At 59.7% G+C, this 25,899-nt stretch carries 25 protein-coding genes; 17 read left to right on the top strand and 8 right to left on the bottom strand.

Translation table 11 applies throughout. From position 1 onward, the window contains the following. On the bottom strand, nt 1-766 hold a 766-nt coding region (locus ACR0CG_RS19900), incomplete at its 3' end, for a sulfotransferase family protein (protein WP_480527049.1). A gap of 143 nt (nt 767-909) precedes the next feature. On the opposite strand from ACR0CG_RS19900, the gene ACR0CG_RS19895 reads away from it, so the two are divergent. Continuing rightward, a complete protein-coding gene (locus ACR0CG_RS19895) occupies nt 910-2,487 on the top strand; it encodes a DUF5928 domain-containing protein (RefSeq protein ID WP_480527048.1) in 1,578 nt (525 codons plus the stop codon). A gap of 297 nt (nt 2,488-2,784) precedes the next feature. Here ACR0CG_RS19895 and ACR0CG_RS19890 read toward each other — a convergent pair whose 3' ends face one another. Genes ACR0CG_RS19890 through ACR0CG_RS19875 form a run of 4 tightly spaced genes read right to left on the bottom strand, consistent with a single transcriptional unit; the run spans nt 2,785 to nt 7,900 of the window. Then, the gene (locus ACR0CG_RS19890) at nt 2,785-3,729 is read right to left on the bottom strand and encodes an ABC transporter substrate-binding protein (protein ID WP_170681871.1); all 945 of its coding nucleotides are present in this window, start codon (nt 3,727-3,729) and stop codon (nt 2,785-2,787) included. Nucleotides 3,730-3,773: 44 nt separating this feature from the next. Then, a complete protein-coding gene (locus tag ACR0CG_RS19885; RefSeq protein ID WP_170615619.1) occupies nt 3,774-4,781 on the bottom strand; it encodes an ABC transporter permease in 1,008 nt (335 codons plus the stop codon). Then, complete coding sequence (locus ACR0CG_RS19880) at nt 4,778-6,304, bottom strand: sugar ABC transporter ATP-binding protein (RefSeq protein ID WP_480527046.1); 1,527 nt, start codon at nt 6,302-6,304, stop codon at nt 4,778-4,780. Before ACR0CG_RS19880 ends, ACR0CG_RS19885 begins: the two co-directional genes overlap by 4 nt. 42 nt (nt 6,305-6,346) lie before the next feature. Continuing rightward, nucleotides 6,347-7,900 carry a UxaA family hydrolase gene (locus tag ACR0CG_RS19875; RefSeq protein WP_480527045.1) on the bottom strand — a complete coding sequence of 518 codons (1,554 nt, stop codon included), beginning with the start codon at nt 7,898-7,900 and terminating at the stop codon, nt 6,347-6,349. A gap of 83 nt (nt 7,901-7,983) precedes the next feature. Between ACR0CG_RS19875 and ACR0CG_RS19870 the strand changes: the two genes are divergently transcribed. Genes ACR0CG_RS19870 through ACR0CG_RS19830 form a run of 9 tightly spaced genes read left to right on the top strand, consistent with a single transcriptional unit; the run spans nt 7,984 to nt 15,668 of the window. After that, nucleotides 7,984-8,721 (top strand): GntR family transcriptional regulator, encoded by a 738-nt coding sequence (locus ACR0CG_RS19870; protein WP_480527044.1) that lies wholly within the window; start codon nt 7,984-7,986, stop codon nt 8,719-8,721. After that, complete coding sequence (locus ACR0CG_RS19865; RefSeq protein WP_480527043.1) at nt 8,718-9,770, top strand: aldo/keto reductase; 1,053 nt, start codon at nt 8,718-8,720, stop codon at nt 9,768-9,770. The genes ACR0CG_RS19870 and ACR0CG_RS19865 overlap by 4 nt, the downstream gene beginning before the upstream one ends. Beyond that, nucleotides 9,760-10,188, top strand: a complete 429-nt coding sequence (locus ACR0CG_RS19860) for an RbsD/FucU family protein (protein ID WP_480527041.1) — start codon at nt 9,760-9,762, stop codon at nt 10,186-10,188. Before ACR0CG_RS19865 ends, ACR0CG_RS19860 begins: the two co-directional genes overlap by 11 nt. Further along, the gene (locus ACR0CG_RS19855; protein ID WP_480527039.1) at nt 10,185-11,015 is read left to right on the top strand and encodes an amidohydrolase family protein; all 831 of its coding nucleotides are present in this window, start codon (nt 10,185-10,187) and stop codon (nt 11,013-11,015) included. Before ACR0CG_RS19860 ends, ACR0CG_RS19855 begins: the two co-directional genes overlap by 4 nt. Before the next feature lies 1 nt (nt 11,016). Beyond that, a complete protein-coding gene (locus tag ACR0CG_RS19850) occupies nt 11,017-12,129 on the top strand; it encodes a fumarylacetoacetate hydrolase family protein (RefSeq protein ID WP_480527037.1) in 1,113 nt (370 codons plus the stop codon). Nucleotides 12,130-12,143: 14 nt separating this feature from the next. Next, nucleotides 12,144-13,646 carry an aldehyde dehydrogenase (NADP(+)) gene (locus ACR0CG_RS19845; protein ID WP_480527035.1) on the top strand — a complete coding sequence of 501 codons (1,503 nt, stop codon included), beginning with the start codon at nt 12,144-12,146 and terminating at the stop codon, nt 13,644-13,646. A gap of 8 nt (nt 13,647-13,654) precedes the next feature. Then, the gene (locus ACR0CG_RS19840) at nt 13,655-14,410 is read left to right on the top strand and encodes an SDR family oxidoreductase (protein ID WP_480527034.1); all 756 of its coding nucleotides are present in this window, start codon (nt 13,655-13,657) and stop codon (nt 14,408-14,410) included. Nucleotides 14,411-14,428: 18 nt separating this feature from the next. Beyond that, nucleotides 14,429-15,271: a fumarylacetoacetate hydrolase family protein gene (locus tag ACR0CG_RS19835; protein ID WP_480527032.1), complete on the top strand. Its 843-nt coding sequence runs from the start codon at nt 14,429-14,431 to the stop codon at nt 15,269-15,271. A gap of 52 nt (nt 15,272-15,323) precedes the next feature. Continuing rightward, a complete protein-coding gene (locus ACR0CG_RS19830; RefSeq protein WP_170681859.1) occupies nt 15,324-15,668 on the top strand; it encodes a hypothetical protein in 345 nt (114 codons plus the stop codon). Here ACR0CG_RS19830 and ACR0CG_RS19825 read toward each other — a convergent pair. Continuing rightward, nucleotides 15,665-16,723 carry a transporter substrate-binding domain-containing protein gene (locus tag ACR0CG_RS19825; RefSeq protein ID WP_480527030.1) on the bottom strand — a complete coding sequence of 353 codons (1,059 nt, stop codon included), beginning with the start codon at nt 16,721-16,723 and terminating at the stop codon, nt 15,665-15,667. The genes ACR0CG_RS19830 and ACR0CG_RS19825 overlap by 4 nt on opposite strands. A 208-nt stretch (nt 16,724-16,931) precedes the next feature. Between ACR0CG_RS19825 and dapE the strand changes: the two genes are divergently transcribed. The 3 genes from dapE to rnr are packed head-to-tail and all read left to right on the top strand — an operon-like array spanning nt 16,932 to nt 20,967. Beyond that, a complete protein-coding gene (gene dapE, locus ACR0CG_RS19820; RefSeq protein WP_480527029.1) occupies nt 16,932-18,071 on the top strand; it encodes a succinyl-diaminopimelate desuccinylase in 1,140 nt (379 codons plus the stop codon). A 3-nt stretch (nt 18,072-18,074) separates the two neighbouring features. Beyond that, a complete protein-coding gene (locus tag ACR0CG_RS19815) occupies nt 18,075-18,650 on the top strand; it encodes a TIGR04282 family arsenosugar biosynthesis glycosyltransferase (protein WP_170619580.1) in 576 nt (191 codons plus the stop codon). 58 nt (nt 18,651-18,708) lie between these two features. Continuing rightward, complete coding sequence (gene rnr, locus ACR0CG_RS19810) at nt 18,709-20,967, top strand: ribonuclease R (protein WP_480527027.1); 2,259 nt, start codon at nt 18,709-18,711, stop codon at nt 20,965-20,967. On the opposite strand, the gene ACR0CG_RS19805 is transcribed toward rnr, so the two are convergent. Continuing rightward, entirely contained in the window at nt 20,958-21,344 is a 387-nt protein-coding gene (locus ACR0CG_RS19805) for a DUF1801 domain-containing protein (RefSeq protein WP_480527025.1), read from the bottom strand. The genes rnr and ACR0CG_RS19805 overlap by 10 nt on opposite strands. Next, the gene (locus ACR0CG_RS19800) at nt 21,341-22,039 is read right to left on the bottom strand and encodes a glutathione S-transferase family protein (protein WP_480527024.1); all 699 of its coding nucleotides are present in this window, start codon (nt 22,037-22,039) and stop codon (nt 21,341-21,343) included. The genes ACR0CG_RS19805 and ACR0CG_RS19800 overlap by 4 nt, the downstream gene beginning before the upstream one ends. An 83-nt stretch (nt 22,040-22,122) precedes the next feature. On the opposite strand from ACR0CG_RS19800, the gene ACR0CG_RS19795 reads away from it, so the two are divergent. From ACR0CG_RS19795 to ACR0CG_RS19780, 4 genes are all read left to right on the top strand, one after another. Then, the gene (locus ACR0CG_RS19795; RefSeq protein WP_480527023.1) at nt 22,123-22,845 is read left to right on the top strand and encodes a helix-turn-helix transcriptional regulator; all 723 of its coding nucleotides are present in this window, start codon (nt 22,123-22,125) and stop codon (nt 22,843-22,845) included. A gap of 94 nt (nt 22,846-22,939) precedes the next feature. Further along, entirely contained in the window at nt 22,940-23,578 is a 639-nt protein-coding gene (locus tag ACR0CG_RS19790; RefSeq protein ID WP_480527021.1) for an acyl-homoserine-lactone synthase, read from the top strand. Between the two features lie 60 nt (nt 23,579-23,638). After that, nucleotides 23,639-25,171, top strand: a complete 1,533-nt coding sequence (locus ACR0CG_RS19785; protein ID WP_480527020.1) for an ATP-dependent DNA helicase — start codon at nt 23,639-23,641, stop codon at nt 25,169-25,171. Continuing rightward, a complete protein-coding gene (locus tag ACR0CG_RS19780) occupies nt 25,168-25,896 on the top strand; it encodes an SDR family oxidoreductase (protein ID WP_480527018.1) in 729 nt (242 codons plus the stop codon). Before ACR0CG_RS19785 ends, ACR0CG_RS19780 begins: the two co-directional genes overlap by 4 nt. Nucleotides 25,897-25,899: the final 3 nt, after the last annotated feature.

The raw sequence follows: 25,899 nt of genomic DNA, 5'->3' as shown, positions 1-25,899 counted from the left end.
TCTTGTTTGCCGGGTTTTCGAAATCGTATTTGAATAGATCGAAATCCTGTTTGTAGATCTCATAGACCAGATGCATCGACAGGTCGTCGAAATAAGCCTCGATCGGATGCGCGCGCTTGGGCCCGTGTCCTTCGGATTCGTTGAACCGCGGAATATCCGACAATGCTATGGCGTGAGGGGTCTGGATGTGATCCAGAACATCCTGCATCCCGTCGTTGAAACGTTCGGTCCAGAAAATCCGGTCATACCGCCCGCCATTCACGATGAAGGTCGAGACATGCCCGGACATCGCCGACCAGTGAATGTCCGGATCCATCGGGCGCCGCCAGCGAATCGTATCACGCGCAAAAAGCAGGAACCGGCGAAAGCTGGCGATCTGGTCGAACTCTCCCTTGCCGTCGTCGCCGCCAACCTCGATGCCGTAATTGTAAACCAGCGTCGGCACAAGGTTGCCGCGATACCGTTTCCCATTGCGCTGAATGCCGCAGATCTTGTCGAAAAACGAGCTCAGAACGCGGGTGTACGGGTTGCGCACGCAGGTAAAGGAATAAGATGCGTGCGAGCGGACATTGGTTGAAATCGGGTCCTGACTCGGGCCAAAAGCCCATTTATGCATGCCATCTTTGGCATCATGTATGTCGCCATCAAAGAACCTGCCATGATCGGAATAATACATGATCTGCCCGATGGTCGAGCAGGCACATTTGGGCACAACACGGTAAACCATGCTTTCACTTTCGGTCATCCAGGTGCCGGGAAAACCCATCTGCTGTGCCTCCTTATCCGATCGGGTCTCAGATTGACGCGTCGGCTTTGGACCCCAAAGAAGCAAAAAAATTCTGTTTATTCAATCGCTCATCCTCAGTATCACGGTTGCGAACAGGCAGAAACGGAAATCGCGTAACTCAGATGGCAAAGATTGCCTATATTTTGCTGTGCCACAAAGACCCCGACGCGATCATCGCGCAGGCCCGGCAACTGACTGCGGCCGGTGACTGCATGGCGATCCATTTCGATGCGCGTGCTAAGGCTGAAGATTACGCCAGAATACAAACGGCCCTGAAGGACAACCCGAACGTCGCATTCGCAGTCAAACGGATCAAATGCGGCTGGGGTGCCTGGTCGCTGGTTCAGGCAACGCTCCACGCGCTTTCAGCAGCGGTCGAAAGTTTTCCGCGCGCAACGCATTTCTACATGCTGTCAGGCGACTGCATGGCGATCAAGACAGCCGAATACGTTCACGATTTCCTGAACCGCAACGATTTGGATTTCATCGAAAGCCACGACTTTTTCGAAAGCAACTGGATCAAGACCGGCATGAAGGACGACCGGCTGATCTATCGACACTATTTCAATGAACGTACGCAAAGCGGGCGGTTCTATGCGTCATACGAGATACAAAAACGTATGGGCCTGACCCGTGAAATCCCGCAAGACCTGCAGGTCATGATCGGCAGCCAATGGTGGTGTCTGCGACGCCAGACCGTGGAAAAGATCCTGGATTTCCTGCGCCAGCGACGAGATGTTGTCCGGTTCTTCGCGACAACCTGGATTCCGGACGAGACCTTTTTTCAAACGCTTGTCCGCCATCTTATCCCAAGACGGGAAATCGAGAACCGGACGCTGACCTTTCTGATGTTCTCGGATTACGGCATGCCGGTGACGTTCTATAACGACCATTATGACATGCTGCTTGGTCAGGATTATCTGTTCGCCCGCAAGATCAGCCCCGAAGCGCTTGAGCTCAAGGAAAGACTGGGCAAACTCTACGCCAGCGACGGCATTGACTTCCAGATTTCGAATGAAGGACGCAGCCTCTATGACTTTCTGGCCGGGCGCGGGCGGGTTGGCCGGCGTTATGCCCCGCGTTTTTGGGAAGCTGGAAACACGCTGGACCCCGGACGCGAGATCTACCTGATCGCCTGCAAAAAATGGCACGTCGCCAAGCGGCTGGTAGATCAGATCATGTCGGAAACAGACATTCCCTGCGTTGAATACCTGTTCAACGAACAGGATTCGCCATTGCCGGACCTGGGAGGTATTGAAACCACCCTGGTCAAACGGGGCCGTCATCGGCGCGCCGTGGTGCGCATGCTTTTCGAATGTTTTGAAACTGACAGGCTGGTCCTGTGCGTGGACCCGGCAAACCTTGAGATCATTCAAGATTTTTGTGCGGATCAGGCCCGGACGCATGTTCTGGAGATCGAATGCGATTACTCGGATGAGTACCTGATAGGCCACGCACGCCGTGTCGGACTGGCCGGGGAAAACACGCCGACGCAGCGGGTCGCCCACCTGTTGCCCGCGCTCAGAAACTCATTGGCTTACGAATCCGAACTGATCCGCAGTGCAGGACTTGAGGGCCATTTTCGCCTTCGCGAATCCGCCGAACGTGAAGAAAACGAAGCGGCGATCGCCGCGTTTCTGAGGATTTCTCCGGAAAAGGCGCGGTCGGTCATGCAGTTGGACTATCTGTTTCTGGACTGAGACCATGCGGCTTTGCGACGGTATCCGCCCGGCGGCACGACAGGCCTCTCGGGCAATCGATCAATCGCATCCACGTCCGGTTTCGTTTTGTTGCAATATTCGTCGATCAACTTTTGGGTCTGAGGTTGCCGACCCCGATAGCACGTAGCCGAAACAATCCACATCAAGCTCAATATTGAAACGCACCGCGCTGGGATCACTCGATGCGCAGATCCTTCTGAGCCTTGGTGTCTATTCGGTGTGTTGCCATCGAAAAAAAGCCCACCGAACGGCGGGCTTTTTTTGGGGCGTTTCGACTTAGTCGTACAATACGGCGGCGATTGCCGGATCTTCCATATTGGACGCGTCATAGTAGTAGAACCCGGTATCAATCAGGGCTGGTACACTTTCACCCTTGGACGCGGCCACCGCCGCCTTTACCGTTTCGTATCCGATACCGACGGGGTTCTGGGTAATGGCCCCTGCCATCAGGCCGCTCTTGATCGCGTCCTTCTGGGCCTTGCCGCTGTCATAGCCAATAATGACCAGACCTTCGGTGCCCAGTTCCTGCACACCGTTCACAACGCCAATCGCCGATCCTTCGTTGGTTCCGAAAATACCGTTCAGATCTGGATTGGCTGTCAGGATCGCCTTTGTCACCTCGGTGGATTTCAGATGGTCGCCCTGTCCGTACTGAACCGTTACGACCTCGATATCGGGATACTTCTCGGCGATGCGATTGACGAACCCATCGCGACGGTCGATGCCTGTGCGGCTGGTTTGGTCATGGGCCACGACGGCAACCTTGCCTTTGCCACCCAGCATTTCAGCCATCTTGTCAGCAGCCAGACCCGCAGCAGCCAGATTGTCTGTGGTCGCGGTGGACACCGGAATGTCACTGTCCACCCCGCTGTCGAACGCGATGATCGGAATGCCCTTGTCATTGGCTTGTTTCAGCAGCGGGATCGCCGCCTGGCTGTCCAGCGCGGCAAAGCCGATGGCCTTGGGGTTGTTGGCCAGCGCAGCGGCCAGCATATCGATCTGGCGATCCACCATGGTTTCGTTGTCAGGCCCTTCGAACGTGATGGTGACATTGTATTCGTTCGCTGCTTGCTCGGCTCCGGCCTTCACGGCCTGCCAGAACTGGTGCTGGAACCCTTTGGACACCAGCGGGATATAGACCTCCTCGGCCACGGCCATCGAGGCCGGAACGGAAAGGCTGGCAGCACTGAGCGCCCCCAGAATGAAACGACGTGTAAACATGATTTTCTCCTCCAGTTGGTCGTTTTTTTCGTTTTCTGAAATGATCAGCCGGTTTTCTTGCGCCGGGCCATGTCGGCATAGACGGCAAGGATGATGATTGCTCCGGTCACGACGGTCTGCCATTCCTGCGCAACCGACAGCACCCGCAGACCATTGGTCAGAACCGCCATGATCAGCGCGCCGATCAGCGTGCCCAGGATGGTGCCGCGCCCGCCGGACAGGGATGTACCGCCGATCACCACGGCTGCAATCGCCTCCAGCTCGTACCCAAGACCCAATGCCGGTTGCGCCGAATTCAGCCGCGAGGCGATCAGGATTCCCGCAATGCCGCAGATCGCGCCAGCCAGCGCATAGATGCGCATCTTCCACATGTCGGTGTTCACACCGGACAGGCGCACCGCCTCTTCGTTCGAGCCCAGCGCGAAAGTATAACGGCCCAGAACGGTGCGCCCCAAGATGTACGAGGCGGCGATGGCCACGAGAAACAGGATCAGCACGCCATTGGGGATCGGCAGCGCCGGAATGACCTCACCGATCAGCGACCCGCGCGAGATCTGGTCGAAACCCGGCGTGTCATTGAAATAGATCGGCCGCGTGCCGGAAATCACCAGTGACAGACCCTTCAGGATCAGCATCATGCCCAGCGTGGCGATGAAGGGCGGGATCTTCATCTTCGCCACGAATGTGCCCGAGCACAGCCCGCAAAACGCGCCGGCCGCGATGGCCGCAGCCACACCCAGCAGCAAAGGCATGCCCAGATAAGTCAGAACCACACCGGCGATGACCGCGCAAAACGTCATCAGCGTACCCACCGACAGGTCAATCCCACCGGTAATGATCACCAATGTCGCTGCCACCGCCAGCACTCCGTTGACCGACGTTGCCTGCAGAATGGCAATCATGTTCGAGGTCTGCATGAAGTTGGGCGATGCGATCGAGAAGCCGATCAGCAGGGCGATCAGGCTGGCGAAGGCCAGCAACTTCTGGTACGCGCCGCTTTCCGACAGGCCCGCAAGTGGCTTTTTCTTGTCGAGATCCGTTGCTGTGGTCATTGCACTGTCCCTGTAACCTGCATCGCCGCCTTGCGTTGGGTGGCCAGATGCATGATGTCTTCCTGAGTGGTGTCTTTTCCGCCGGGCAGGATGCCGGTCAGCCGGCCCTCGCACATCACGGCGATGCGATGGCTCAGCCGCATGATCTCGGGCAGTTCGGATGAGATCACGATGATGGTTTTGCCTTGTTCTGCCAGCTCTTCCAGCAGCTTGTAGATTTCCGATTTTGCGCCGACATCGATGCCGCGCGTCGGCTCGTCAAAGATCAGAATGTCGCAATCCCGCAGCAACCATTTGGCAATGACAACCTTTTGCTGGTTGCCCCCTGACAACAGCCGCACTTCCTGCACATCGGATGGCGTCCGGATGCCCAATTGATTGATGTAGCTTTTGGCGGCGGTGCCGATTTCACTGTCGTTCAGAACGCCGCCTGTACCGGTGAACAGATCCATCGAAGCCAGCGCGATATTGTCCCGTACGTTCATGCCGGTGGCGAGGCCGAAGTGCTTACGATCCTCGGAAAGGTATCCAATCCCGGCCCGCACCGCATCCCTGGGGGATCTGATCGAGACGGATTGTCCGTGTACCCGGATTTCACCGCTGTCTTTCGGGTCCGCTCCAAATATGGCCCGCGCCACCTCGGTCCGGCCCGCCCCCATCAGACCCGCAAATCCCAGAATCTCACCCTTCTGGACCGAGAAGCTGACATCCTGAATTTCGACGCCCCGTGACAGGTTGCAGATCTCAAGCGAAACTTCGGCCCCGGCCAGATCGGGTACCTCCAGCGGTTCTTCCTTGACCTCGCGACCCACCATCATCGCGATGATCTGGCTGATCGGGGTTTCGGCGGCACCGACCGTACCGACATATTCGCCGTCACGCATCACCGTGACTCTGTCGGCGATCTGTTTCAGTTCGTCCATTTTGTGGCTGATATAGACGATGCCTACGCCTTCGGCCTTGAGGCGGCGGATGATTACAAAGAGTTCGGCAATCTCGGCATCGTTCAGTGCCGCCGTTGGTTCATCCATGATCAGCACTTTCGAGCGGTAGGACAGAGCCTTGGCAATCTCGACCATCTGTTGCTTGGCGATGGTCAGGCCGCCGACCAGCGCCCTTGGGTCGAGCCCCAGGTTCATCGAAGCAAAGATGTCGGCTGTCTGTGCATTCAGCGCCGCATCGTCCAGTCGACCAAAGCTTTTGCGCGGCTCGCGACCGATAAAGATGTTCTGCGCCACGGTCAGGTCGTTCATCAGGCTCAGCTCCTGATGAATAATGCCGATCCCCAGATCCTGCGCCTGACGCGGGGATTGTGGGCTGACGACCCGGCCTTCGACCGACAACGACCCACCATCGCGCTGATAAATGCCTGAAAGGATTTTCATCAGCGTGCTTTTCCCGGCGCCGTTCTCGCCCATCAGCGCGTGAACCTCGCCGGGAACCAGATCGAACTGCACGGATTTCAGCGCGTGCACGCCGGGGAAGTGTTTTTCAATCCCCGTCATTTCGACCAGTTTCGTCATTTCTCCTCCCATTTGTCCCTCAGCCCCCGTGTCGCATCCGGTTCACATCACCGCTCCGATCTGCCACGGAACAAACTCGACCCCTCCGAATCCGAGCTGCTCGCTTTTCGTCTGTTCGCCCGATGCGACGCGGATCAGAATCTCGAATAGTTCCTCGCCCTTGGCTTCGATGCTGACGCCCTCGGTGACGATGTCGCCGCAGTTCAGGTCCATGTCGTCGGACATGCGGGCATACATTTCGGAATTGGTGGCCAGCTTGATGCAGGGTGTCGGCTGATAGCCGGAAACCGAGCCGCGCCCGGTGGTGAACACAATCAGGTTCGACCCTGACGCCACCTGACCCGTGACCGAGCAGGGATCAAACCCCGGACTGTCCATGAAAACAAACCCGTGTTTGTCCACGATCTGGCCAAACTCGTACACATCGCGCAGAGGCGCCGTACCGCCCTTGGCGACCGCACCCAGCGATTTTTCCAGAATCGTCGTCAGCCCGCCGCGCTTGTTGCCGGGGCTGGGGTTGTTGTCCATCTCGCCGCCGTTTCGTTCGGTGTAGTCCTCCCACCAGCGGATGCGGGCGATCAGCTTTTCTCCAACTTCGACGGTTTCGGCACGACGGGTCAAAAGATGTTCCGCACCGTAGATTTCGGACGTCTCCGACAGAATGGTCGTGCCACCGTGCCGAACCAGCAGGTCCGAGGCGTAGCCAAGCGCCGGGTTTGCCGTGATGCCGGAATACCCGTCTGAACCGCCGCATTGCATTCCAACGGTGATTGCACTGACGGGCGCGGGTTGCCGGGTGGCCTGATTGGCCAGTTCGGCAATTCCGCGCAGCTCTTCCAGCCCCCGCTCGATGGTTCGGCGCGTGCCGCCCTCGTTCTGGATCGTCATATAACGCAATGCGCCATCGGGACGGATCGGACGCCCCCCGACCAGATCGGACACCTGCATGACTTCGCAGCCCAGACCGATCAGAAGAATGCCACCAAAATTCGGGTGCTGCGCATAGCCTGCCAATGTGCGGAACAGGGCGGCATAGCCTTCGCTCTTGCCGGACATTCCGCAACCGGTGCCATGAACAATCGGCACAATGCCGTCGACGTTGGGGTAAGCATCCAGAAGGCCCGATTTCTCGGCCGCCTCGGAAATGAAACGCGCGACCGAGCCGGAACAGTTCACGGTGGTCAAAATGCCGATGTAATTCCGCGTGCCCACTTTGCCGTCCGCTCGGTGAAACCCCTGAAAGGTCCGGGTGTGATGTATTTCGGGCAATGGCACGCAGGCAGCCGCATGCGCATAGTCCTGCTGATGCTCTCCCATCCCAAGGTTGTGGACATGGACATGCGCGCCCGGCGCAATATCTGACTTGGCCTGCCCGATGATCTGGCCATACCGGATCACATTCGTCCCTTCGGGGATATGCACCACGGCAATCTTGTGGCCACGCCCGATCGAACCCGGCAAAGGCGCAGGCACTCCTGTCGGGCAGTCGCCAGCCGAAAGGTCACGCAGCGCAATGACCACATTGTCATCCGGGTTCAGCCTGACGGTGTCCTGCGCCTTGTCCTGAAGGCCCTTGTTTTTCTGCTGTGCTTGCATTGTTTTCCCACTTGCCTGCACAAATTGCTAATGAGCGAACCCACACTTGTCAACTAACATGTTAGTATGCTAGATCGAAAATCATGAACCGACCTCAAGACATCGACGCAACCTTGCTGCCTGAAATTGCCGTGACAGAAGGCTCGCTGGCGCACCGTGTTTATCTTGCGATCAAGCAGGCCATCCTGTCCCTGGATTTCCTGCCGGGCGCAAATCTGAAGAAAGCGCCGATCTGTGAACGGCTTGGCGTCTCCCGTGCGCCCGTGGCCGAGGCGATTGCCCGGCTGGCAGCCGAAGGGCTGGTGGATGTGGTTCCGCAATCGGGAACGCGGGTATCCTATTTCTCGATGTCGGAAATCCGCGAGGGCGTCTTTCTGCGCGAAGCCCTTGAACTGGCTACCGTCGCCAAGGTCGCCCGCGATTTTACCGAAGACCAGCGCAAGCGCCTGAGTCGCAACATGCGGCTGCAGGAACTGCTGATCGAGGATGAGGACATCCCCGGGTTCTATCAGGCCGACGAGGAATTTCACGCCCTGCTGATGGCCTTTACCGGCTTTGTCCGGCTACCGGATGTGGCGCAAACGGTTTCGCTGCAGGTCAGCCGTGCACGCATGCTGCTGTTGCCTACCCCGGGCCGCGTTGCGGAAACGCTGCAGGAACACCGCGCGATATTCGACGCGGTCCAGGACCGCAACGAACAAGCCGCACAGGAGGCGATGCGCCATCACCTGGGACAGTTGATGCCGCGCATCGAGGTTCTGGAACGCGAAAAACCACACCTGTTCAACATCAGCTCCCACCCAGAACGAGACGCAGGATGACCGTTTCTCAGACCGAACTCCTCAACAACCGAACGTCACGCCCTGTTCCTTTGACCCGCATGGGTTTCGGGGGCGCGCCATTGGGAAACCTCTATCGCAAGGTGTCCGATGCCGACGCACAGGCCGCGCTGCATGCGGCCTTCGATGCCGGAATCCGTTTCTTTGACACCGCACCGCAATACGGGCTGGGCCGGTCTGAACAGCGTTTCGGAGAGGCCATCCCGGTCTTTGGACGTGACAACATTCAGCTTTCCACAAAGATCGGGCGCCTTCTTGTGGACTGCGAACCGCATGAGGTCACGCCCGAAGCTTTCGTGGATGTTCCCCGGAAACGCATCGTATTCGACTACACCTATGACGGTGTCATGCGATCCTACGAGGCCAGCCGCGAACGGATCGGCGTCGCCAATGCCGACATTCTTCTGGTGCATGATGTTTGCGTGTTCAGCCAGGGCAGTCAGGAAGCATCCGACGCGAAGGTCCGAGAGCTTTTTGACGGCGGCGGCTACCGCGCACTGGCTGAATTGCGTGAGGCGGGCGAAATCGCCGCGATCGGCGCCGGGGTCAATGAATGGCAGGTGTGCGAGAAATTGCTGGGTCTGGGGGATTTCGACGGCTTCCTTCTGGCTGGGCGATACACGCTGCTGGAACAGGAGGCGTTGGACAGCTTTCTGCCGCTCTGCGAAAAGCGCGATGTCGGCATCATTCTGGGCGGCCCCTACAACTCGGGCATTCTGGCGACCGGCGCGGTTCCCGGAGCAAAGTACAATTACGTGGATGCGCCACCGGACATCATGGACAAAGTGCGCGAAATTGAGTCCGTGTGTGACGCTCACGGCACCCCGTTGATTGCGGCCGCCCTGCAGTTCGTTCTTGGGCATCCATGTGTCAAAACTGTTGTACCCGGGGCGGTCAGTGCGGCCGAGGTGGATGCGAATGTCGCCCTGCTGGAGCGCAATATTCCCGCTTCGCTGTGGTCGGACCTGAAATCCGAAGGCCTGATCCGCGCGGATGCCCCCCTGCCATCGGAGACGGCCCATGCTGCGTAACATCGACCCCCTGCTTTCCCCTGACCTTCTGCACGCCTTACGATCCATGGGGCACGGAGATGACATCGTTATCGCTGACGCCAATTTCCCCGGCTCCAGCACAGGTCCCGAATGCTTGCGGGCGGATGGATCCTCGGCCAGTGATATTCTTCGGGCCGTTCTCTCGGTCATGCCGCTGGACAATTTTGTTCCCGACCCCGCCCTGACCATGCAGGTGGTGGGAAACCCCGAGGCGATCCCCGAAGCGGTGGCCGATTTTCAATCCGTCATTCACCAGACAGCCGACAACCCCGTCGAAATACAAAGCCTTGAGCGCTTTGCATTCTATGAACGCGCATCCCAAGCTTTCGTCATCGTCCAGACCGGCGAGCGCAGGCTTTATGGCAATATCATCCTGAAAAAGGGCGTGATTGGATGAGAATTGATGCTCATCAGCATTTCTGGTCTCTGGATCGGGGTGATTACGGCTGGCTGACAGCCGAGATGGGGTCGATCTACAGGGATTTTCTGCCCGCCGATCTGCTGCCCCTGATTGAACGTGCCGGAATCGATGGCACTGTTCTGGTTCAGGCTGCCCCGACCGTTGCCGAAACAGAGTTCATGTTGTCGTTGGCGGGCAAAACTTCCTTTGTCAAAGGCGTCGTGGGCTGGGTTGATTTCGAAGCATCCGATGCCCCACAACAGATTAAGGCGCTGGCACAAAACCCACTCCTCGTCGGTTTGCGCCCGATGATTCAGGATATCGAGGATCCTGAATGGATGCTGCGGGAGTCTCTGCACCCGGCCTTTGCGGCGCTCATCGATCACGAACTGGCCTTTGATGCCCTGACCTTGCTCAAGCATCTTGGGCCGTTGCGCCGTTTGCTGGCCAGATACCCGCAGATGCGGGTTATCGTGGATCACGCATCAAAACCGGCAATCCGGGACGATCGGCTGTCTGACTGGGCCGATGACATTGCCGCAATCGCCAGCAACAGCCATGCGTTTTGCAAGCTGTCCGGACTTGTGACCGAAGCGCGGCCCGACTGGGACATCGGCGACCTGCGCCCTGTCGTGGATCATCTGCTGAACGTGTTCGGACCCGAACGCCTGATCTGGGGCAGCGACTGGCCGGTTTGCACTCTTGCCAGCAGCTATGAACGTTGGGTCGAGGTTACTGACACGCTGCTTTCGAGTCTGACACCTGAAGAACGCTCGGCAATTCTGGGCGGCAATGCGCTGCGCGCCTACAGCCTGAGGGAATAAAATGAACCTGTCTGAATTTGACCGCGACGGTGTGTGGCTGGGTCGTGTCGAACGGGCCGGCATTGGACCGTGCGTTGTCACCTTGCGCGGCGAAAGCCTGATGGACATCACATCAAGAACCGCGCCTACGATCCGGGATGTCCTCGAACGCGAAGATGCGGTGGAATATGTCCGCGCCGCCGACGGTGATGTGCTGGACCCTGCCCGCGATACATTTGCCTGGCTTGCCCCTTGTGATCTGCAGTCCGTCAAAGCCTGCGGCGTCACCTTTGCCGGCTCAATGGTCGAACGCGTGATCGAAGAAAAGGCCGGTGGCGACCCGGCCCGGGCCGACAGCATCCGCAACCGGATCGGTGCCCGCATCGGCAAGAAACTGAGCGATATCGTCCCCGGATCGGGCGCCGCTGCAAAGGCAAAACAAGCCCTGATCGAAGAAGGTTTGTGGAGCCAGTACCTTGAGGTGGGCATCGGACCCGACGCCGAGGTCTTTTCCAAGGCGCAGGTCCTGTCGTCGGTGGGGTACGGGGCCGAGATTGGTCTGCACCCGATTTCGGAATGGAACAACCCAGAACCCGAAATCGTGCTTGCCGTGAATTCGCAAGGCGTGATCATGGGTGCGACATTGGGCAATGACGTCAATCTGCGCGACGTCGAGGGGCGCTCGGCCTTGTTGCTGAGCAAGGCCAAGGACAACAATGCGTCCTGCGCGATCGGTCCGCTGATCCGGCTGTTCGATGACCATTATTCGCTGGACGATGTGCGACAGGCCGAACTGACACTGACTGTAAACGGTCCGGACGGTTTCAACCTGAACGGAAGCTCCTCCATGTCCCAGATCAGCCGCGATCCTGCAGATCTTGTTTGCCAGACGATCGGGCGGCATCACCAGTATCCGGACGGCCTGATGCTGTTCCTCGGGACCCTGTTCGCCCCGACGCAGGATCGGGAAACACCCGGAGGAGGGTTTACACACAAGCTGGGAGACGTTGTAACCATCGCCAGTGAAAAGCTGGGCACACTGACCAACACGGTGCGTCTGGCGACTGAGTGCCCCGAATGGCGTTTCGGGGCGTCCCATCTGATGCGAAACCTGGCCCGGCGCGGCCTGCTGTAAGAAAGAACCAAAATATGCTCACCGGAAAACACCTGATCGCTGGCGAATGGATTGGCGCGGACACTGTCTTTGCTTCGCAGCCTGCAGAAGGCCCCGCCCATGACTTTGCGGCGGGAACGGCATCTCACGTCGACGCCGCCGTCGACGCCGCCGAAGAGGCGTTTGCAACCTACGGCTGGTCCTCGCGCGCCGAACGGGCAGAGCTGTTACGCCGGGTCGCCGACGAAATCGATGCCCAGGGGGATGCAATCACCGAAATTGGCAGCCAGGAAACCGGCCTTCCCGCAGCCCGCCTGCAAGGAGAGCGCGGGCGGACAGTGGGACAGTTGCGCCTGTTCGCCGATTACATCCTTCAGGGTGACTATCTGGACATGCGCCATGACCCAGCTATGCCCGACCGCGCGCCCCTGCCGCGCCCGGACCTGCGGATGATACAGCGCCCTCTGGGTCCGGTTGCCGTATTCGGGGCCTCCAATTTCCCGCTGGCGTTTTCGGTTGCGGGCGGTGACACCGCCGCGGCGCTGGCCGCCGGATGCCCGGTTGTCGTCAAGGGGCACCCGGCACATCCGGGCACTGGCGAGATCGTCGCACAGGCCATCGACGCCGCCGTCAAGGCTTGCGGGGTCCACCCGGGTGTCTTCTCGCTGGTTCAGGGTGACGCACGTGAAGTCGGCGAACGGCTGGTTCAGCACCCATTGATCCGCGCAGTTGGCTTCACCGGCAGCCTGGCCGGGGGGCGGGCGCTGTTCGATCTGTGCGCGCAACGGGACGAGCCTATTCCGTTCTTCGGTGAACTCGGGTCGGTCAACCCGATGTTTATCCTGCCTCAGGCGGCGGCTGCCCGCGCGGCAGATATCGGTGCGGGCTGGGCCGGTTCGCTCACCTTGGGCGCGGGTCAGTTCTGCACAAATCCCGGCATCGCCGTGGTGATCGATGGCCCGGATGCGGACGCGCTGGAAGCCGCGACAGCAGATGCGCTGCAGGACGTTGCCGCCCAAACCATGCTGACCGACGGAATCGCGAACGCATACCGGCAAGGGTCAGATCGCGTGGCGGCCTGCAACGGTGTTACCCGGATCCTGGGCGAAAGCTGTGAGACACGCTCAGCCAGACCTTGGCTGTTCAGTGTTTCCGGCAAAGACTGGCAATCGAACCATCGATTGCAGGAAGAGGTGTTTGGCCCGCTCGGCATCATCGTGCGCGTTCAGGATATCTGCGAAATGCGCGATATCGCCCGTACGATCGAAGGCCAGTTGACCTGCACCGTTCACATGGATGCGGGCGACGCGCAGGATGCCGGTTCGCTGCTGCCACTGCTGGAGCGAAAAGCCGGGCGCATTCTGGCCAACGGGTTCCCCACCGGGGTCGAAGTTTGCGACGCGATGGTCCATGGCGGGCCCTACCCGGCCTCGACCAACTTTGGCGCAACTTCTGTGGGAACGCTTTCGATCCGGCGCTTCCTGCGTCCCGTTTGCTATCAGAATTTTCCAGCCGAATTGCTGCCGGAACAGGGATGAGGTCCGGTATGCCGAACGAAGGAACACCAGCGCGACTGGCCGGGAAAACCGCCCTGATCACGGCGGCAGGCCAAGGCATCGGCCGAGCGTCAGTCGAACTTTTTGCCGCCGAAGGGGCGCAGGTCATTGCATGCGACATCAACTCTGATGCGTTGGCCTCGCTTGATGGAACAGCGGGGGTGACAACGCTGCAACTGGATGTGACGGATGCCAATGCTGTGCAGGCCGCTGTCGCGAATCTGCCGGCACTGGATGTGCTGTTCAATTGCGCGGGCTATGTTGCAAACGGGTCCATTCTGGAATGCGAGGAACGCGACTGGGATTTCAGTTTCGACCTGAACGTCAAGGCCATGTATCGTCTGACCCGGCTGATCTTACCGAACATGTTGGAAAACGGCGGCGGCTCGATCATCAACATGTCGTCGGTTGCCTCGTCGATCAAGGGCGTGCCGAACCGCTTTGCCTATTGCGCCTCGAAAGCGGCCGTCATTGGTCTGACCAAATCGGTCGCGGCGGATTTCGTCACGCAAGGGGTTCGCTGCAACGCGATCTGTCCGGGGACTGTGGACAGCCCCTCTCTGCATGACCGGCTGCGCGAAACCGGCGACTATCAGAAGGCGATGACGGATTTTATCGCGCGCCAGCCCATGGGGCGCATCGGAACCGCCGAAGAGATCGCGGAACTCGCACTCTACCTGGCCAGCGACGCCAGCAAATACACCACCGGACAGCCCTTTTCCATCGATGGCGGCTGGACGATCTGAACGAATGAGGGAAACAGGATGAAACTTCTGCGCTTTGGGCCTGTCGGTCAGGAAAAACCGGGCCTTCTGGATGATACCGGAGTAATTCGGGACCTGTCGGGGGTTGTGGATGACATTGCCGGCGAAACGCTGGGCGATGAGAGCCTGCAAAAACTCCGCGCGCTGGACCCCGCTCAATTGCCGCAAGCCGATGCGAATACCCGGATCGGTGCATGTGTCGGGCAGGTCGGAAAGTTTATCTGCATTGGCCTGAACTATGCCGACCATGCTGACGAAAGCGGTATGGTACTGCCGCAGGAGCCAGTCGTCTTTTTCAAGGCAACCTCGGCCATCATGGGGCCGAATGACACCGTGGAAATCCCGCGCGGATCGGTCAAAACCGATTGGGAGGTCGAACTGGGCGTGGTTATCGGCAAAGCCGCAAAATACGTGTCAGAAGCCGAAGCGTTAGACCATGTGGCGGGCTATTGCGTGATCAACGACCTGTCTGAACGCGATTTCCAACTTCATCGCTCGGGCCAGTGGGTCAAGGGCAAGTCGGCGGATACGTTTGGTCCGATTGGCCCGTGGTTGGTGACGCGGGACGAGGTTTCGGACCCGCAAAACATGGCAATGTTTCTTGAGGTGAACGGGCATCGTTATCAGCACGGATCGACCCGGACGATGCATTTCGCCGTTGCGACAGTAGTTTCGTACCTTTCCCAGTTCATGTCCCTGCAGCCGGGCGATGTGATCGCCACCGGAACACCGCCGGGTGTCGGGATGGGTCAGACACCGCAGACCTATCTGAAGCCCGGTGACAAAATCGAACTGGGCATCGAAGGTCTGGGCGTGCAGAAACAGAACGTCGTTGCTGGCTGATCCGGGCAACCGTGAACTTGACCATGTCCGGGTGCGGCGCTAAGGCCCGGATATGGACAAGCAAAAGAAACCCTCTCGCCAGCAGGTCTATACGCTGCTGGTTCAGATCGGACGGAAAGAAGGTGACGGTCTGCCCGAGGGCGCGACCGGTGCCGCACTGATGTGTTTTGCCAGCGGCGTGGACGAGGCGGAAGCGGTACGGGAAACCGTGGCGATTCTGAAACAGGCCGATACCGCTCCGCTGGATGTTACCGGCTATGGCACACTGGCCGAGCGTGAGGCGCAGGGCCATGACATCGATTCCGACGAACGTGCTCTGATGCAACGGGCGCTGGATGAAAACGCGGTCATCGTCGCGCAGATGACGCCGTTTTTCGGGGATCCGGAACAGTCCTAGTTCCGCGCCCCGAACCATTTGCGGTAGATTTCTGAATACGTGCCGTCTTCACGCAGGGACAGCAGCGCCTGGTTGACTTCTTCGACCAAAGGCGAGCCGGTCGGAAAGGCGATCCCATAGGTTTCGCGCAGGAAAATTCCGCCTGTCACCGAGGCGATTTTCCGGCCTTCATGAGAGGCGTAATAGGACAGGATCGGTGCATCGAAGACGACCGCATCCAGTTCCTCTTTCTCGAAGGATGTCAGCATCTCTTCCAGTCCGGGATAGCCGGTAAATTCAATTTCCCGACGGTTCAGAAAGTTGGCGGCGGTCGAGCCTGAGATCGTGCCAACCTGCTTGCCGTAAAGGTCATTGACCGAGTTTACGCTGCCGGTGATCGCATCCACTGTCATGACCGATGTAATCCGGGCCGTGAAAACGGACACGATGAACAGCGAGGAAACAACCAGAATGACCCCCAGCAAACGGCCAAAAGGCGTGCGGGGCATGCGTTCTTCGAAGCCGCCATTGACCACCAGGTTCAATGCCCACCAAAAAGACGGGAACCATGCCTCGTTCAGCTTACGGTCAAAATAGGGCTGCGCGCGCCGCTCGAAACTCCACATCAGCATCCCGCCGCCCAGCAGGATCGCAAAAGCCAGCCCGATGGCTATGAACAGTTCGCGCGACAACAGCGCCTGTAGCAGGGACGGCCGGCGCATCGCTTCGGACGGAACCATGATCTGCAAACCGGATTCGAAAATCGGCTGGCTGAAATCCATACTCGTTTCGCGTGACGCGGTGATCGAGATATTGGCGATCGCGAGATCCGCTGTCCCGTCCTGCACCGAATTCAGCATGTCCCCAAAGGCATCCAACCGGTTGACCGAATATTCCCAGCCCAGCGCGCTGGACAGGGCTTCCAGCAAGTCCATGGAAAAACCGCTCTGGTCCCCGTCCTCGACATAGGAAAACGGGGGGCGGGTTACGGTCGAGACCGTAAGCGATTGCGCCTGGCTTTGCTGTGCAAGAACGGCGAAAGTCAGGCAGATCACTGCGAAGAATAGGCGTTTCATCGACAAGATACCTGTTTCGCGGCCCTCTAACTTAGTTTTGGACCGGGCGGCAAGGTGATCGCGGGGTAAAGCGCCATGTTTTCCGGACGTCTCAACCAGACATGCGTGGGCAAAACAGTTGGAAAATTTGCGCCCTGGGGTTGGCAATCGGGCCAATTCGTTGAATCTGTGCACGAACCTGCCCAGCAATACAGACAAGAGGCCCGCGATGACAGACCCGGTACAATTGACGGCAGACCTGATCCGTTGCCCATCGGTCACACCCGAGGAAGGCGGCGCGCTGGTTCTGTTGCAGAAAGTCCTGTCGGACGCGGGCTTTGAATGCACCCGGGCGGATCGCGGCGGGATCAGCAATCTGTTTGCGCGCTGGGGCAGCAAGGGCCATGCGCGCAGCTTCGGCTTCAACGGGCATACCGACGTCGTTCCTGTAGGTGATGAGGCAGCATGGACCATGCCGCCCTTTGGGGCCGAAATACGCGATGGGGTCATGTATGGCCGGGGCGCCACGGACATGAAGTCGGGCGTCGCTGCGTTTGCAGCCGCAGCTATTGATTTCGTACGGGACACTCCGCCGGACGGAGCCATCATCCTGACCATCACCGGGGATGAGGAAGCCGATGCGCTGGACGGCACAACCGCATTGCTGGATTACATGGACACTGCGGACGAACGTATGTCGGTCTGTCTGGTTGGCGAACCCACCTGCCCGAACCGCATGGGTGATATGATCAAGATCGGGCGGCGCGGCTCGATGACCGCATGGTTCACTGTCAGTGGGGTACAAGGCCATTCGGCCTATCCTCATCGCGCGAAGAACCCGGTGCCCGCCATCGCTCGGCTGATGGACCGGCTGGCCAGCCACCAGCTGGATCAGGGCTCGGACCATTTCGATGCATCGACCCTTGCGGTCGTCACAATCGATACCGGAAATCCGGCCACGAACGTGATCCCCGCGCAATGTCGTGGGGCAGTGAACATCCGCTTCAACGACCTTCATTCCGGGCAAAGCCTGAGCGACTGGCTAGACGCCGAAGCGGACCGGGTTGCCGAAGAGTTTGGCGTCACCATCGATACCCGCATCAAAATCTCCGGCGAAAGCTTTCTGACGCCGCCGGGCCCCCTGTCGGATCTGGTTTCGGGCGCGATCGAAGCCGAAACCGGAATCGCTCCCGAGCTGTCCACAACCGGCGGTACATCGGATGCGCGCTTCGTCAAGAACCATTGCCCGGTGGTCGAATTCGGGCTTGTCGGGCGCACCATGCATCAGGTCGACGAATGCGTCGAAGTCGCGCAAATCGAACAGCTCAAGGCGATTTATACCCGCATTCTCGGGGATTACTTCGCCTGATCCATGCAACGCACTTTGATTATCATGATCAAGGAACCACGCCCGGGTCGGGTCAAGACGCGACTGGGTCGGGATATCGGCATGGTTGGTGCAGCGTGGTGGTTTCGGCATCAGGCAAGGGCTCTGATCCGGCGGCTGCGCGATCCTCGGTGGCAGATCATGCTGGCCGTTTCACCCGATCAGGAGGGTTTGGCCAGCCGGATCTGGCCCGCCGATTTGCCGCGCGTCGCGCAAGGGCAAGGCGATCTGGGCGTCCGCATGGCCCGGATGTTACGCAGCGCTCCGGACGGGCCCGTCTGCCTGATCGGTGCCGATATACCGGGCATTACCCGAAACCACATCGCAAGCGCCTTTCGCGCCCTGGGGGCGACGCAAATGGTATTTGGACCTGCGACAGATGGCGGGTACTGGCTGGTTGGTGCGCAAGGCGTAGCGGCGCTGCCACCCGGATTGTTCAATAACGTGCGCTGGTCGACGGAACACGCGCTGGCGGACACACTCGCCTCGATCCCCGATCGCAGCTTCGCGCTGCTGGATTATCTGAACGACGTGGATACCGTCGCAGATCTGCAAACCTGATCCACACGACTGCTTTTTTGGTCATGACGCGGTCGCATCCCCGTGCTAGGCCGAAATCATGACTCGCATCCCCACCAAGCAGGAGGTCCTGGACTGGATCTCGGCGAACCCCACCCTGACCTCGAAACGCGATATCGCCAAGGCCTTTGGCATCAAGGGCGCGGACCGAATTGACCTCAAGCGTATCCTCAAGGAGCTAGAGGCCGAAGGGCATCTGGAAAAGCGCAAGCGCAGCTATCGCGACCCCGACCGTCTGCCTCCCGTCAGTGTGTTGCAGGTGAAGGCGCCGAACGCTGACGGCGATCTGTTTGCACGTCCGCTGGAATGGCATGGCGAAGGGGTCGAGCCCGTTGTCCTGATCGTCGCCCGCGCCAGCGATCCGGCGCTGGGCGAAGGGGACCGCATCCTGGCTCGCCTGACGGTGGTGCATGAGGAAGACCACAATTACGAGGCGCGACTGATCCGCCGTATCGGAACCAACCCGCGCAAGATCGTCGGCATCTTCCGCAAAGGTGCCGAGGGCGGGCGGATCGTTCCCATCGACAAGACCGGCCAGACCGAATGGCTGGTTCACGATGGCGCGGTGCTGGGCGCGAAAGACGGCGAACTGGTCGAGGCCGAACAGGCCGGGCCAAAGAACCGCATGGGCCTGCCCCGTGCGCGGATCGTGGAACGGCTGGGTGATCCGTCTGCGCCCAAGGCCGTGTCGCTGATCGCCATCCATCAGCACGGCATACCTGATGATTTTCCGGACAAGGTGATTGACGAGGCTGACAAGGCCAAACCCGTCGGCCTGAAAGGACGCGAAGACCTGCGGGACATGCCGTTGCTGACCATCGACCCGTCGGACGCACGGGACCATGACGACGCCTGCTATGCACATGCCGACGACGATCCCAAGAACCCCGGCGGCCATGTCATCTGGGTCGCGATTGCAGACGTGGCAGCTTATGTGCAGCCAGGTACGGCATTGGATCGCGAGGCGCGCAAGCGCGGCAATTCCAGTTATTTCCCCGACCGGGTCGTGCCGATGCTGCCGGATCGTTTGTCGGGTGATCTGTGTTCGCTGCACGAAGGTGTTCCGCGCGCCTGTATCGCCGTGCGAATGCAGATCGACGCGGATGGCAACAAGATCGGCCACCGCTTCGTTCGGGCCCTGATGCGCTCTGCTGCTTCGCTGAATTACACCGAAGTGCAGGAAGCTATTGACGGTAATCCCAACGACCGTACCGGACCCCTGTTGGAACCGGTTCTGAAACCGCTCTATGCTGCGTATGCCGCGCTGAAAAAGGCGCGCTCGGTACGGCAACCACTGGAACTTGACCTGCCCGAACGCAAGATCGTCCTCAGCGACAGCGGAGAGGTGGTGAGCGTGGCCTTCCGCGAACGTCTGGACGCACACAAACTGATCGAGGAGTTCATGATCCTCGCCAATGTCGCCGCCGCCGAGACGTTGATCGCCAAGCGCCAGCCACTATTGTTCCGGGTGCATGAAGAACCTGCCCCCGAAAAGCTGGAAAGCCTGCGCGAAACGGCTCAGGCCGCGGGCCTCAACCTTGCCAAGGGACAAGTGTTGCAGACACGCCACCTGAACGCGCTGCTAAACGCCGCTGCCGGAACCGAGGACGCGGAACTGATCAACCTCACCACCCTCAGGTCGATGGCGCAGGCGTATTACAACCCCGAGAATTTCGGCCACTTCGGTTTGGCATTGCGGAACTATGCGCATTTCACTTCGCCCATCCGTCGCTATTCCGACCTGATCGTGCATCGCGGGCTGATCTCGGCCCATGGCTGGGGCAAGGACGGGTTGACCGAGGATGACATCGACCGCCTGGAAGAGACTGCGACCCAAATCTCGGACACCGAACGTCGTTCGATGATGGCGGAACGGGACACAACCGACCGCTATCTTGCCGCCTATCTCAGCGAGCGGGTGGGCAATGAGTTCACCGGTCGCATCAGCGGCATCGCCCGGTTCGGCGCCTTCGTGAAGATGGATGAAACCGGCGCGGACGGGCTGGTGCCGGTGCGCTCACTGGGTCGGGAGTTCTTCCATTTCGACCGCGAGGCCGGAACCCTGATGGGGTCGGACACCGGCCTGATCATCGCCATAGGTCAGCGTGTCACCGTTCGTCTGACTGAAGCGACGCCTGTGACTGGCGGGCTGGAACTGGAGTTGTTGTCGATTGACGATCAGGCCCTGCCGCGCGGACGGGGGCCGGCAAAGCGGGCAACCCGGCGCAAGGCGGTCAGCACCAAGCGCAAGAAGGACAAGATCAAGCGCAAGGTCGAACGCAAACGCCGTCAGAGGTGATAAGTCAGCGCCCGCGCGATCAGCCACCCATGACGGGTTTCGTCGATCTGGCCAATGTCATCGAACAACACGGCCCGATTGCCATCGATCCGGTCCTCACCGGGAAAGGCCGAGGTGAAATCGCCCATCAACCGGCTCTGGCAATGTACGAACAGGGCGAAGCTGGCGGATTTGTGGCTACCAAGCCGGACTGTCGATCCCTTGGGCGCCAGATAGGCAAGCTGGCCCCAGCGCAACGCTTCGGTCAATGGCTGCGCGGCTTCCAGATCGCTTGCGGTCTCAAAGACCAGCTCTCGCAGGATCAGGGCACCCTTTCGGGTGCTCTGGGGCAGATCCTCGAAAGCCTGTGCCACTGCCGGGTCGTCAAAAGGTCTCATATCAGTGGGATCGCCTGTTCCATGCGGTCAATATAGCTGTTCAGCAGTTTATCCTGTTTGATCCGCCGCGTCAGCGGAGTGTCCGCCGGTGTCGCTCGCATCGCCGCGAGAATTGGTCCAACACTCATATCCGCCGATGTCGGGTGTTCCGCCAGCAGGAACGGAGATTGCCAAAGAAATGCGGCGATGGACTCCAGATCCCGCTCGATCCGTTCCATCCGTTCAGCAACCGAAAATCGGCCAACCCCCTGCGCCTGCAATCCTTTCAGAACGGATTTTCGGATGGCATTGGAAACCGGCTTTCGGATCAAAGCCGGTACAGAGGTAAAGAACGTGTTTCGCAGGATCGGCCAGACCTCGTCATTGCCCCAGCGGTCCAGAACGATCTGAAAATACAAGTGTTCTTCAGCCATTCGCACCAAAGCACGCGATTGCGCCTTTTGAATGTCGCTCAGGCCCAGGTCGAATTCGGCGCCCTGCGCCTCCAGCCAGTCCCGGATCAGGTCACTGTCCGGCACCAACCGGTCGGGTGTGCGCAACACCGGAAGCTTGTGGTGCGGCATCATTCGGGGATCCAGAAGATCCGACCGTTGCCACGACTGGCCGGAGTGCTGCAGCATGAGAGCCGTTTTCACGCAAAAGGGGCTGGCACTGTATTGGCCAAAGGCGGATGGGAAGGTCAGAAGGGTCAGCATCAAAATCGCTCCTAAATGGGATGGTCGATGCATAACTCCGACTGATGACAGAAACTGACATCAGGTTTAGGCTAAGTTGCATCATGACCCGAACCACCCGACTGTTCCAACTGATGCAGGCCCTGCGCTCGGGCCCGTCTCCCAGAACGTCCTCACAACTGGCGCAGGATCTTGGTGTCTCGGCCCGCACGGTTCACCGCGACATAGACACATTGCGCGGCCTTGGCGCAGTCATCGACGGAGAGGCCGGTTTTGGGTTCACCCTGATCGAAGACGCGACCCTGCCACCGCTTGGTTTTACCGATGATGAACTTGAAGCCCTTGTTCTTGGCCTGCGCGAAGTGCAGCAGATCGGGGACCCTGCCCTGTCCGACGCAGCCAGCGCGGCGCTGCGCAAATTGCAGGGCCGCCTGCCACAGCGCCAGTCCCACAGGCTAAGCCATGCGGTGCTGACAGCAACACGTTTTGACCGTCCGGCCACGCCCTCGATTCATGTCCCTGATCTGCGGCAGGCCACGTGGGATGAACGCACGGTCGAGTTCGCCTATACCGATGCAAAAGGCGATGCCACCACGCGGCGCGTCAATCCGCTCAGCATCGTCTATATGGATCGGGCCAGCATTCTGCTGAGCTGGTGCCACCTGCGCCGGGATTTCCGGTTTTTCCGCTTGGACCGGATGCAGGACATGAAGATCACGGAAGAAAGCTTTCGCCCCAATCGCGTTCCCTTTCTGCGGCAAGCACTGGCCCGAATCCGAGAAGACCGTGAGGCGCATAGCCGGGAATACCAGAACGGCGAGTCCTAACAGCCACTTAAGCAACGCGCGGTCACCAAACGGGAAATTAACCACGGGTTTGTACCCCATTCGTTCCTGCACAGGACGACGAGGGGAACAAGTCATGTTGCGTTATGTATATGCTGACGAACTGCATAAATTTCCAAAACTGGCCAAGGGGATGTTTCTGGACCGCGCCGATCAGTTCAAGACCCGGCTGGGATGGGATGTTGATGTCGACGAAAACGGCGAAGAACGGGATCGGTATGACGATCTGAACCCGCTTTATGTCATCTGGGAAGAACCCGATGGCAGCCATGGCGGTTCGATGCGGATACTGCCGACAACCGGCCCGGTCATGGTAAACGATGTCTTTGGTCATCTGACGGGCGGCAGTACTATCCGCAGCCCGCTGATCTGGGAGGTTACGCGGTTCTGCCTGTCGCGCAATGCCAGCCCGCACACGGCAGGTGCCATAATGCTGAGCGGTGGCGAAGTGATGGAAGGATTTGGCCTGACCCATATTGCCGGTGTCTTCGACGCAAGGATGATCCGGATCTACCGTCTGATAGGGTCTTCGCCGGTGGTGCTGGGGTCGCAGGGCAAGGGCCGGGATCAGATCTCGGTCGGGCTGTGGCCCTATTCAGCCGAGGACTGCAACCGGGTGGCTGAACGGGCGGGGGTTTCCCGAGACCTGTCCCGGCTGTGGTTTCGTGCAGCGTTCGGGGGCAGTGCGCAACATCGGTTCGCGCTTTCGGCCTGAATTCGTGAAAAGCGGACTCCGCGTCTGGTGGTGACTGACGCGGCCCTGTAGGGTCGCGCCATGTCCTTGCCTCTTGTCACCTTTTCCGATGATCAGGCCGCCGCCTATGACAGCATTTCCGAGATGCTGAAATCGGCGGGCGTCGACCTTGACGATGACGCGCTGCTCAGGCCGCCCGGAGGTGGAAAGACAGAAACGATGGCCGTGATCGGCAAGGCCGGGTCAGGCAAAACACTGCTGTTGGCTGAATTGTTCAAGGCGCTGGCCGAAACCGGTGTTCAGATCGTGTCTGGCGACTTTGAAAGCCGTAAGTCAAAAGACAAGCGCAGCCTTGCCATTCTGGCCCCGACCAACAAGGCGGCCAGCGTTCTGCGCCTGCGCGGGGTTCCCGCAACAACCATCCACCGCATCCTTTACACGCCTGTATACGACCCGGAATATGAACGTATTGCCGAATGGCTGGCGGGCAATGACGAACGCCCTGAAATCGAGGGGCTGACGAATGAGGCGCTCGACCGGGCTGCGGCATTCTATGCCAACAACAAATCCATCCCCGGGGCGCTGGCCGCTGCCGGACTGCGGGGTTCGGACTTCATTACCGGGTGGAAACGCCGGGACGAACCGCTCGATATCGGGTTTGTCGACGAAGCCTCGATGCTGGATGACCGGCAGTTCGAGGACCTGAAAGAGATTTTCCCCACCCTGCTGCTGTTCGGGGATCCGGCCCAGCTTGCGCCTGTGAACCAGTCCGGCAGCATGGTATTCGAAGCTCTGCCCGAGCCTCGGAAGCTGACACTGCACCGGGTCCACCGGCAGGATGCGGATAACCCGATTCTGGACCTTGCCCATGCACTGGCGGACCCGGCGATGGGGTTCGAGGATTTCGAAAGGCTGGTCGAGCAGACCGCCAGGCAGGATGACCGCGTCGTCTGGGGGCAGCGGGTCGAGGTTGACCTGATGGCGCGCAGCCCGGTTCTGGTCTGGCGCAACGCCACGCGCATTCGCCTGATCAACGCCTTCCGGCATGTTCACGGCGCCCCCGACACCGAGTTGCTGGAGGGTGAACCCCTGATCTGCGACGGTCTGGAACTGCCGCTGAAACACCGCAAGAAGCGGCTGGATCTGGAAGCGCGCGGCCTGATCAAGGGCGCGCAGGTCATCTATTTGGGTCCCGGGCGCAAACCGGGTTTTTCGCGTCTGCATGTTATGGGGGCTGAAGACCCGCAGGTCAGCGCCGCCTCGATCGTCAAGATTGAGAAACCGGACGAGGAAGAGCCGTTTATCCCCTATGCCGCCCGTATGGGGGCAACCTTCCTGCATGGTGCTGCCGTGACGATTCACAAAGCGCAGGGGTCGCAATGGGACACGGTTCAGGTTTTTGCGCCCGATATCTACGCTGCCGCCAGAATGGGTCGTACCGAGGCGGGACAACCCCTGTGGAAGCGCCTGGCTTATGTGGCCATAACCCGCGCGCAGGAACGGCTGATCTGGGTCGTGCGCAACCGCCTGTCCAAGCCGACTCATCCGCTGCGCGTTGATGACCTGCGCACAGCCCCCGTGGCATCTCTGGTTCTCGAGGCTGAAGACACATGAAGACCATCATCGTAACCGGCGCAAGTTCCGGTATCGGCCGGGCAACCGCCGAGTTGTTTCTGAAGGAAGGCTGGCGCGTCGGCCTTCTGGCGCGCAGTGCCGATGTTCTGACGGCAATGTCAGAGTCTCACGAAAACGCTGTCCCATTGGTTGCCGATGTAACGAACCCGGACGCAGTCGCCGCCGCCTTCGATACTTTCACCAAACAGGCTGGCCGTCTGGACGTGCTGTTCAACAACGCGGGCATCTTCGCGCCTGGCGGAACCATTGACGAGATCGCGCTGGACGACTGGTACAACTCGGTCAACGTGAACCTCAACGGGATGTTCCTGTGTGCCCGGGCGGCCTTTGGCATCATGCGCCATCAGTCGCCACAAGGCGGGCGTATCATCAACAACGGTTCGATAGCGGCCCATGTCCCGCGTCCCAACTCGGTCCACTACTCGGCGACGAAACACGCGATCACCGGATTGACCCGCAGCCTGTCATTGGACGGGCGGAGCTTTGGAATTGCCTGCGGCCAGATCGACATCGGCAACGCGCGCACGCAAATAGTGCAGGGCCTGGTCGACGCGGCGATGGCAGAAGGCACGACCCCGGACCCGACTATGTCTGTCGAGGATGCGGCACGCTCTGTGTTGCATATGGCTTCGCTGCCGCCCGAGGCGAATGTTCAGTTCATGACGGTGATGGCCACCACGATGCCTTACATCGGCCGGGGCTAAAGG

The sequence above is a fragment of the Ruegeria sp. AB8 genome (assembly GCF_056542605.1).
Note: the sequence above shows the minus strand (reverse complement) of the source record. Positions and strands in the feature narration are given on the sequence as shown.

What these genes read in the sequence shown, in the direction of transcription:
- ACR0CG_RS19895 (WP_480527048.1), top strand. Translation starts at nt 910, where the DNA reads ATGGCAAAGATTGCCTATATTTTGCTGTGCCACAAAGACCCCGACGCG.
- ACR0CG_RS19890 (WP_170681871.1), bottom strand. Translation starts at nt 3,729, where the DNA reads ATGTTTACACGTCGTTTCATTCTGGGGGCGCTCAGTGCTGCCAGCCTT.
- ACR0CG_RS19885 (WP_170615619.1), bottom strand. Translation starts at nt 4,781, where the DNA reads ATGACCACAGCAACGGATCTCGACAAGAAAAAGCCACTTGCGGGCCTG.
- ACR0CG_RS19880 (WP_480527046.1), bottom strand. Translation starts at nt 6,304, where the DNA reads ATGACGAAACTGGTCGAAATGACGGGGATTGAAAAACACTTCCCCGGC.
- ACR0CG_RS19875 (WP_480527045.1), bottom strand. Translation starts at nt 7,900, where the DNA reads ATGCAAGCACAGCAGAAAAACAAGGGCCTTCAGGACAAGGCGCAGGAC.
- ACR0CG_RS19870 (WP_480527044.1), top strand. Translation starts at nt 7,984, where the DNA reads ATGAACCGACCTCAAGACATCGACGCAACCTTGCTGCCTGAAATTGCC.
- ACR0CG_RS19865 (WP_480527043.1), top strand. Translation starts at nt 8,718, where the DNA reads ATGACCGTTTCTCAGACCGAACTCCTCAACAACCGAACGTCACGCCCT.
- ACR0CG_RS19860 (WP_480527041.1), top strand. Translation starts at nt 9,760, where the DNA reads ATGCTGCGTAACATCGACCCCCTGCTTTCCCCTGACCTTCTGCACGCC.
- ACR0CG_RS19855 (WP_480527039.1), top strand. Translation starts at nt 10,185, where the DNA reads ATGAGAATTGATGCTCATCAGCATTTCTGGTCTCTGGATCGGGGTGAT.
- ACR0CG_RS19850 (WP_480527037.1), top strand. Translation starts at nt 11,017, where the DNA reads ATGAACCTGTCTGAATTTGACCGCGACGGTGTGTGGCTGGGTCGTGTC.
- ACR0CG_RS19845 (WP_480527035.1), top strand. Translation starts at nt 12,144, where the DNA reads ATGCTCACCGGAAAACACCTGATCGCTGGCGAATGGATTGGCGCGGAC.
- ACR0CG_RS19840 (WP_480527034.1), top strand. Translation starts at nt 13,655, where the DNA reads ATGCCGAACGAAGGAACACCAGCGCGACTGGCCGGGAAAACCGCCCTG.
- ACR0CG_RS19835 (WP_480527032.1), top strand. Translation starts at nt 14,429, where the DNA reads ATGAAACTTCTGCGCTTTGGGCCTGTCGGTCAGGAAAAACCGGGCCTT.
- ACR0CG_RS19830 (WP_170681859.1), top strand. Translation starts at nt 15,324, where the DNA reads ATGGACAAGCAAAAGAAACCCTCTCGCCAGCAGGTCTATACGCTGCTG.
- ACR0CG_RS19825 (WP_480527030.1), bottom strand. Translation starts at nt 16,723, where the DNA reads ATGAAACGCCTATTCTTCGCAGTGATCTGCCTGACTTTCGCCGTTCTT.
- dapE (WP_480527029.1), top strand. Translation starts at nt 16,932, where the DNA reads ATGACAGACCCGGTACAATTGACGGCAGACCTGATCCGTTGCCCATCG.
- ACR0CG_RS19815 (WP_170619580.1), top strand. Translation starts at nt 18,075, where the DNA reads ATGCAACGCACTTTGATTATCATGATCAAGGAACCACGCCCGGGTCGG.
- rnr (WP_480527027.1), top strand. Translation starts at nt 18,709, where the DNA reads ATGACTCGCATCCCCACCAAGCAGGAGGTCCTGGACTGGATCTCGGCG.
- ACR0CG_RS19805 (WP_480527025.1), bottom strand. Translation starts at nt 21,344, where the DNA reads ATGAGACCTTTTGACGACCCGGCAGTGGCACAGGCTTTCGAGGATCTG.
- ACR0CG_RS19800 (WP_480527024.1), bottom strand. Translation starts at nt 22,039, where the DNA reads ATGCTGACCCTTCTGACCTTCCCATCCGCCTTTGGCCAATACAGTGCC.
- ACR0CG_RS19795 (WP_480527023.1), top strand. Translation starts at nt 22,123, where the DNA reads ATGACCCGAACCACCCGACTGTTCCAACTGATGCAGGCCCTGCGCTCG.
- ACR0CG_RS19790 (WP_480527021.1), top strand. Translation starts at nt 22,940, where the DNA reads ATGTTGCGTTATGTATATGCTGACGAACTGCATAAATTTCCAAAACTG.
- ACR0CG_RS19785 (WP_480527020.1), top strand. Translation starts at nt 23,639, where the DNA reads ATGTCCTTGCCTCTTGTCACCTTTTCCGATGATCAGGCCGCCGCCTAT.
- ACR0CG_RS19780 (WP_480527018.1), top strand. Translation starts at nt 25,168, where the DNA reads ATGAAGACCATCATCGTAACCGGCGCAAGTTCCGGTATCGGCCGGGCA.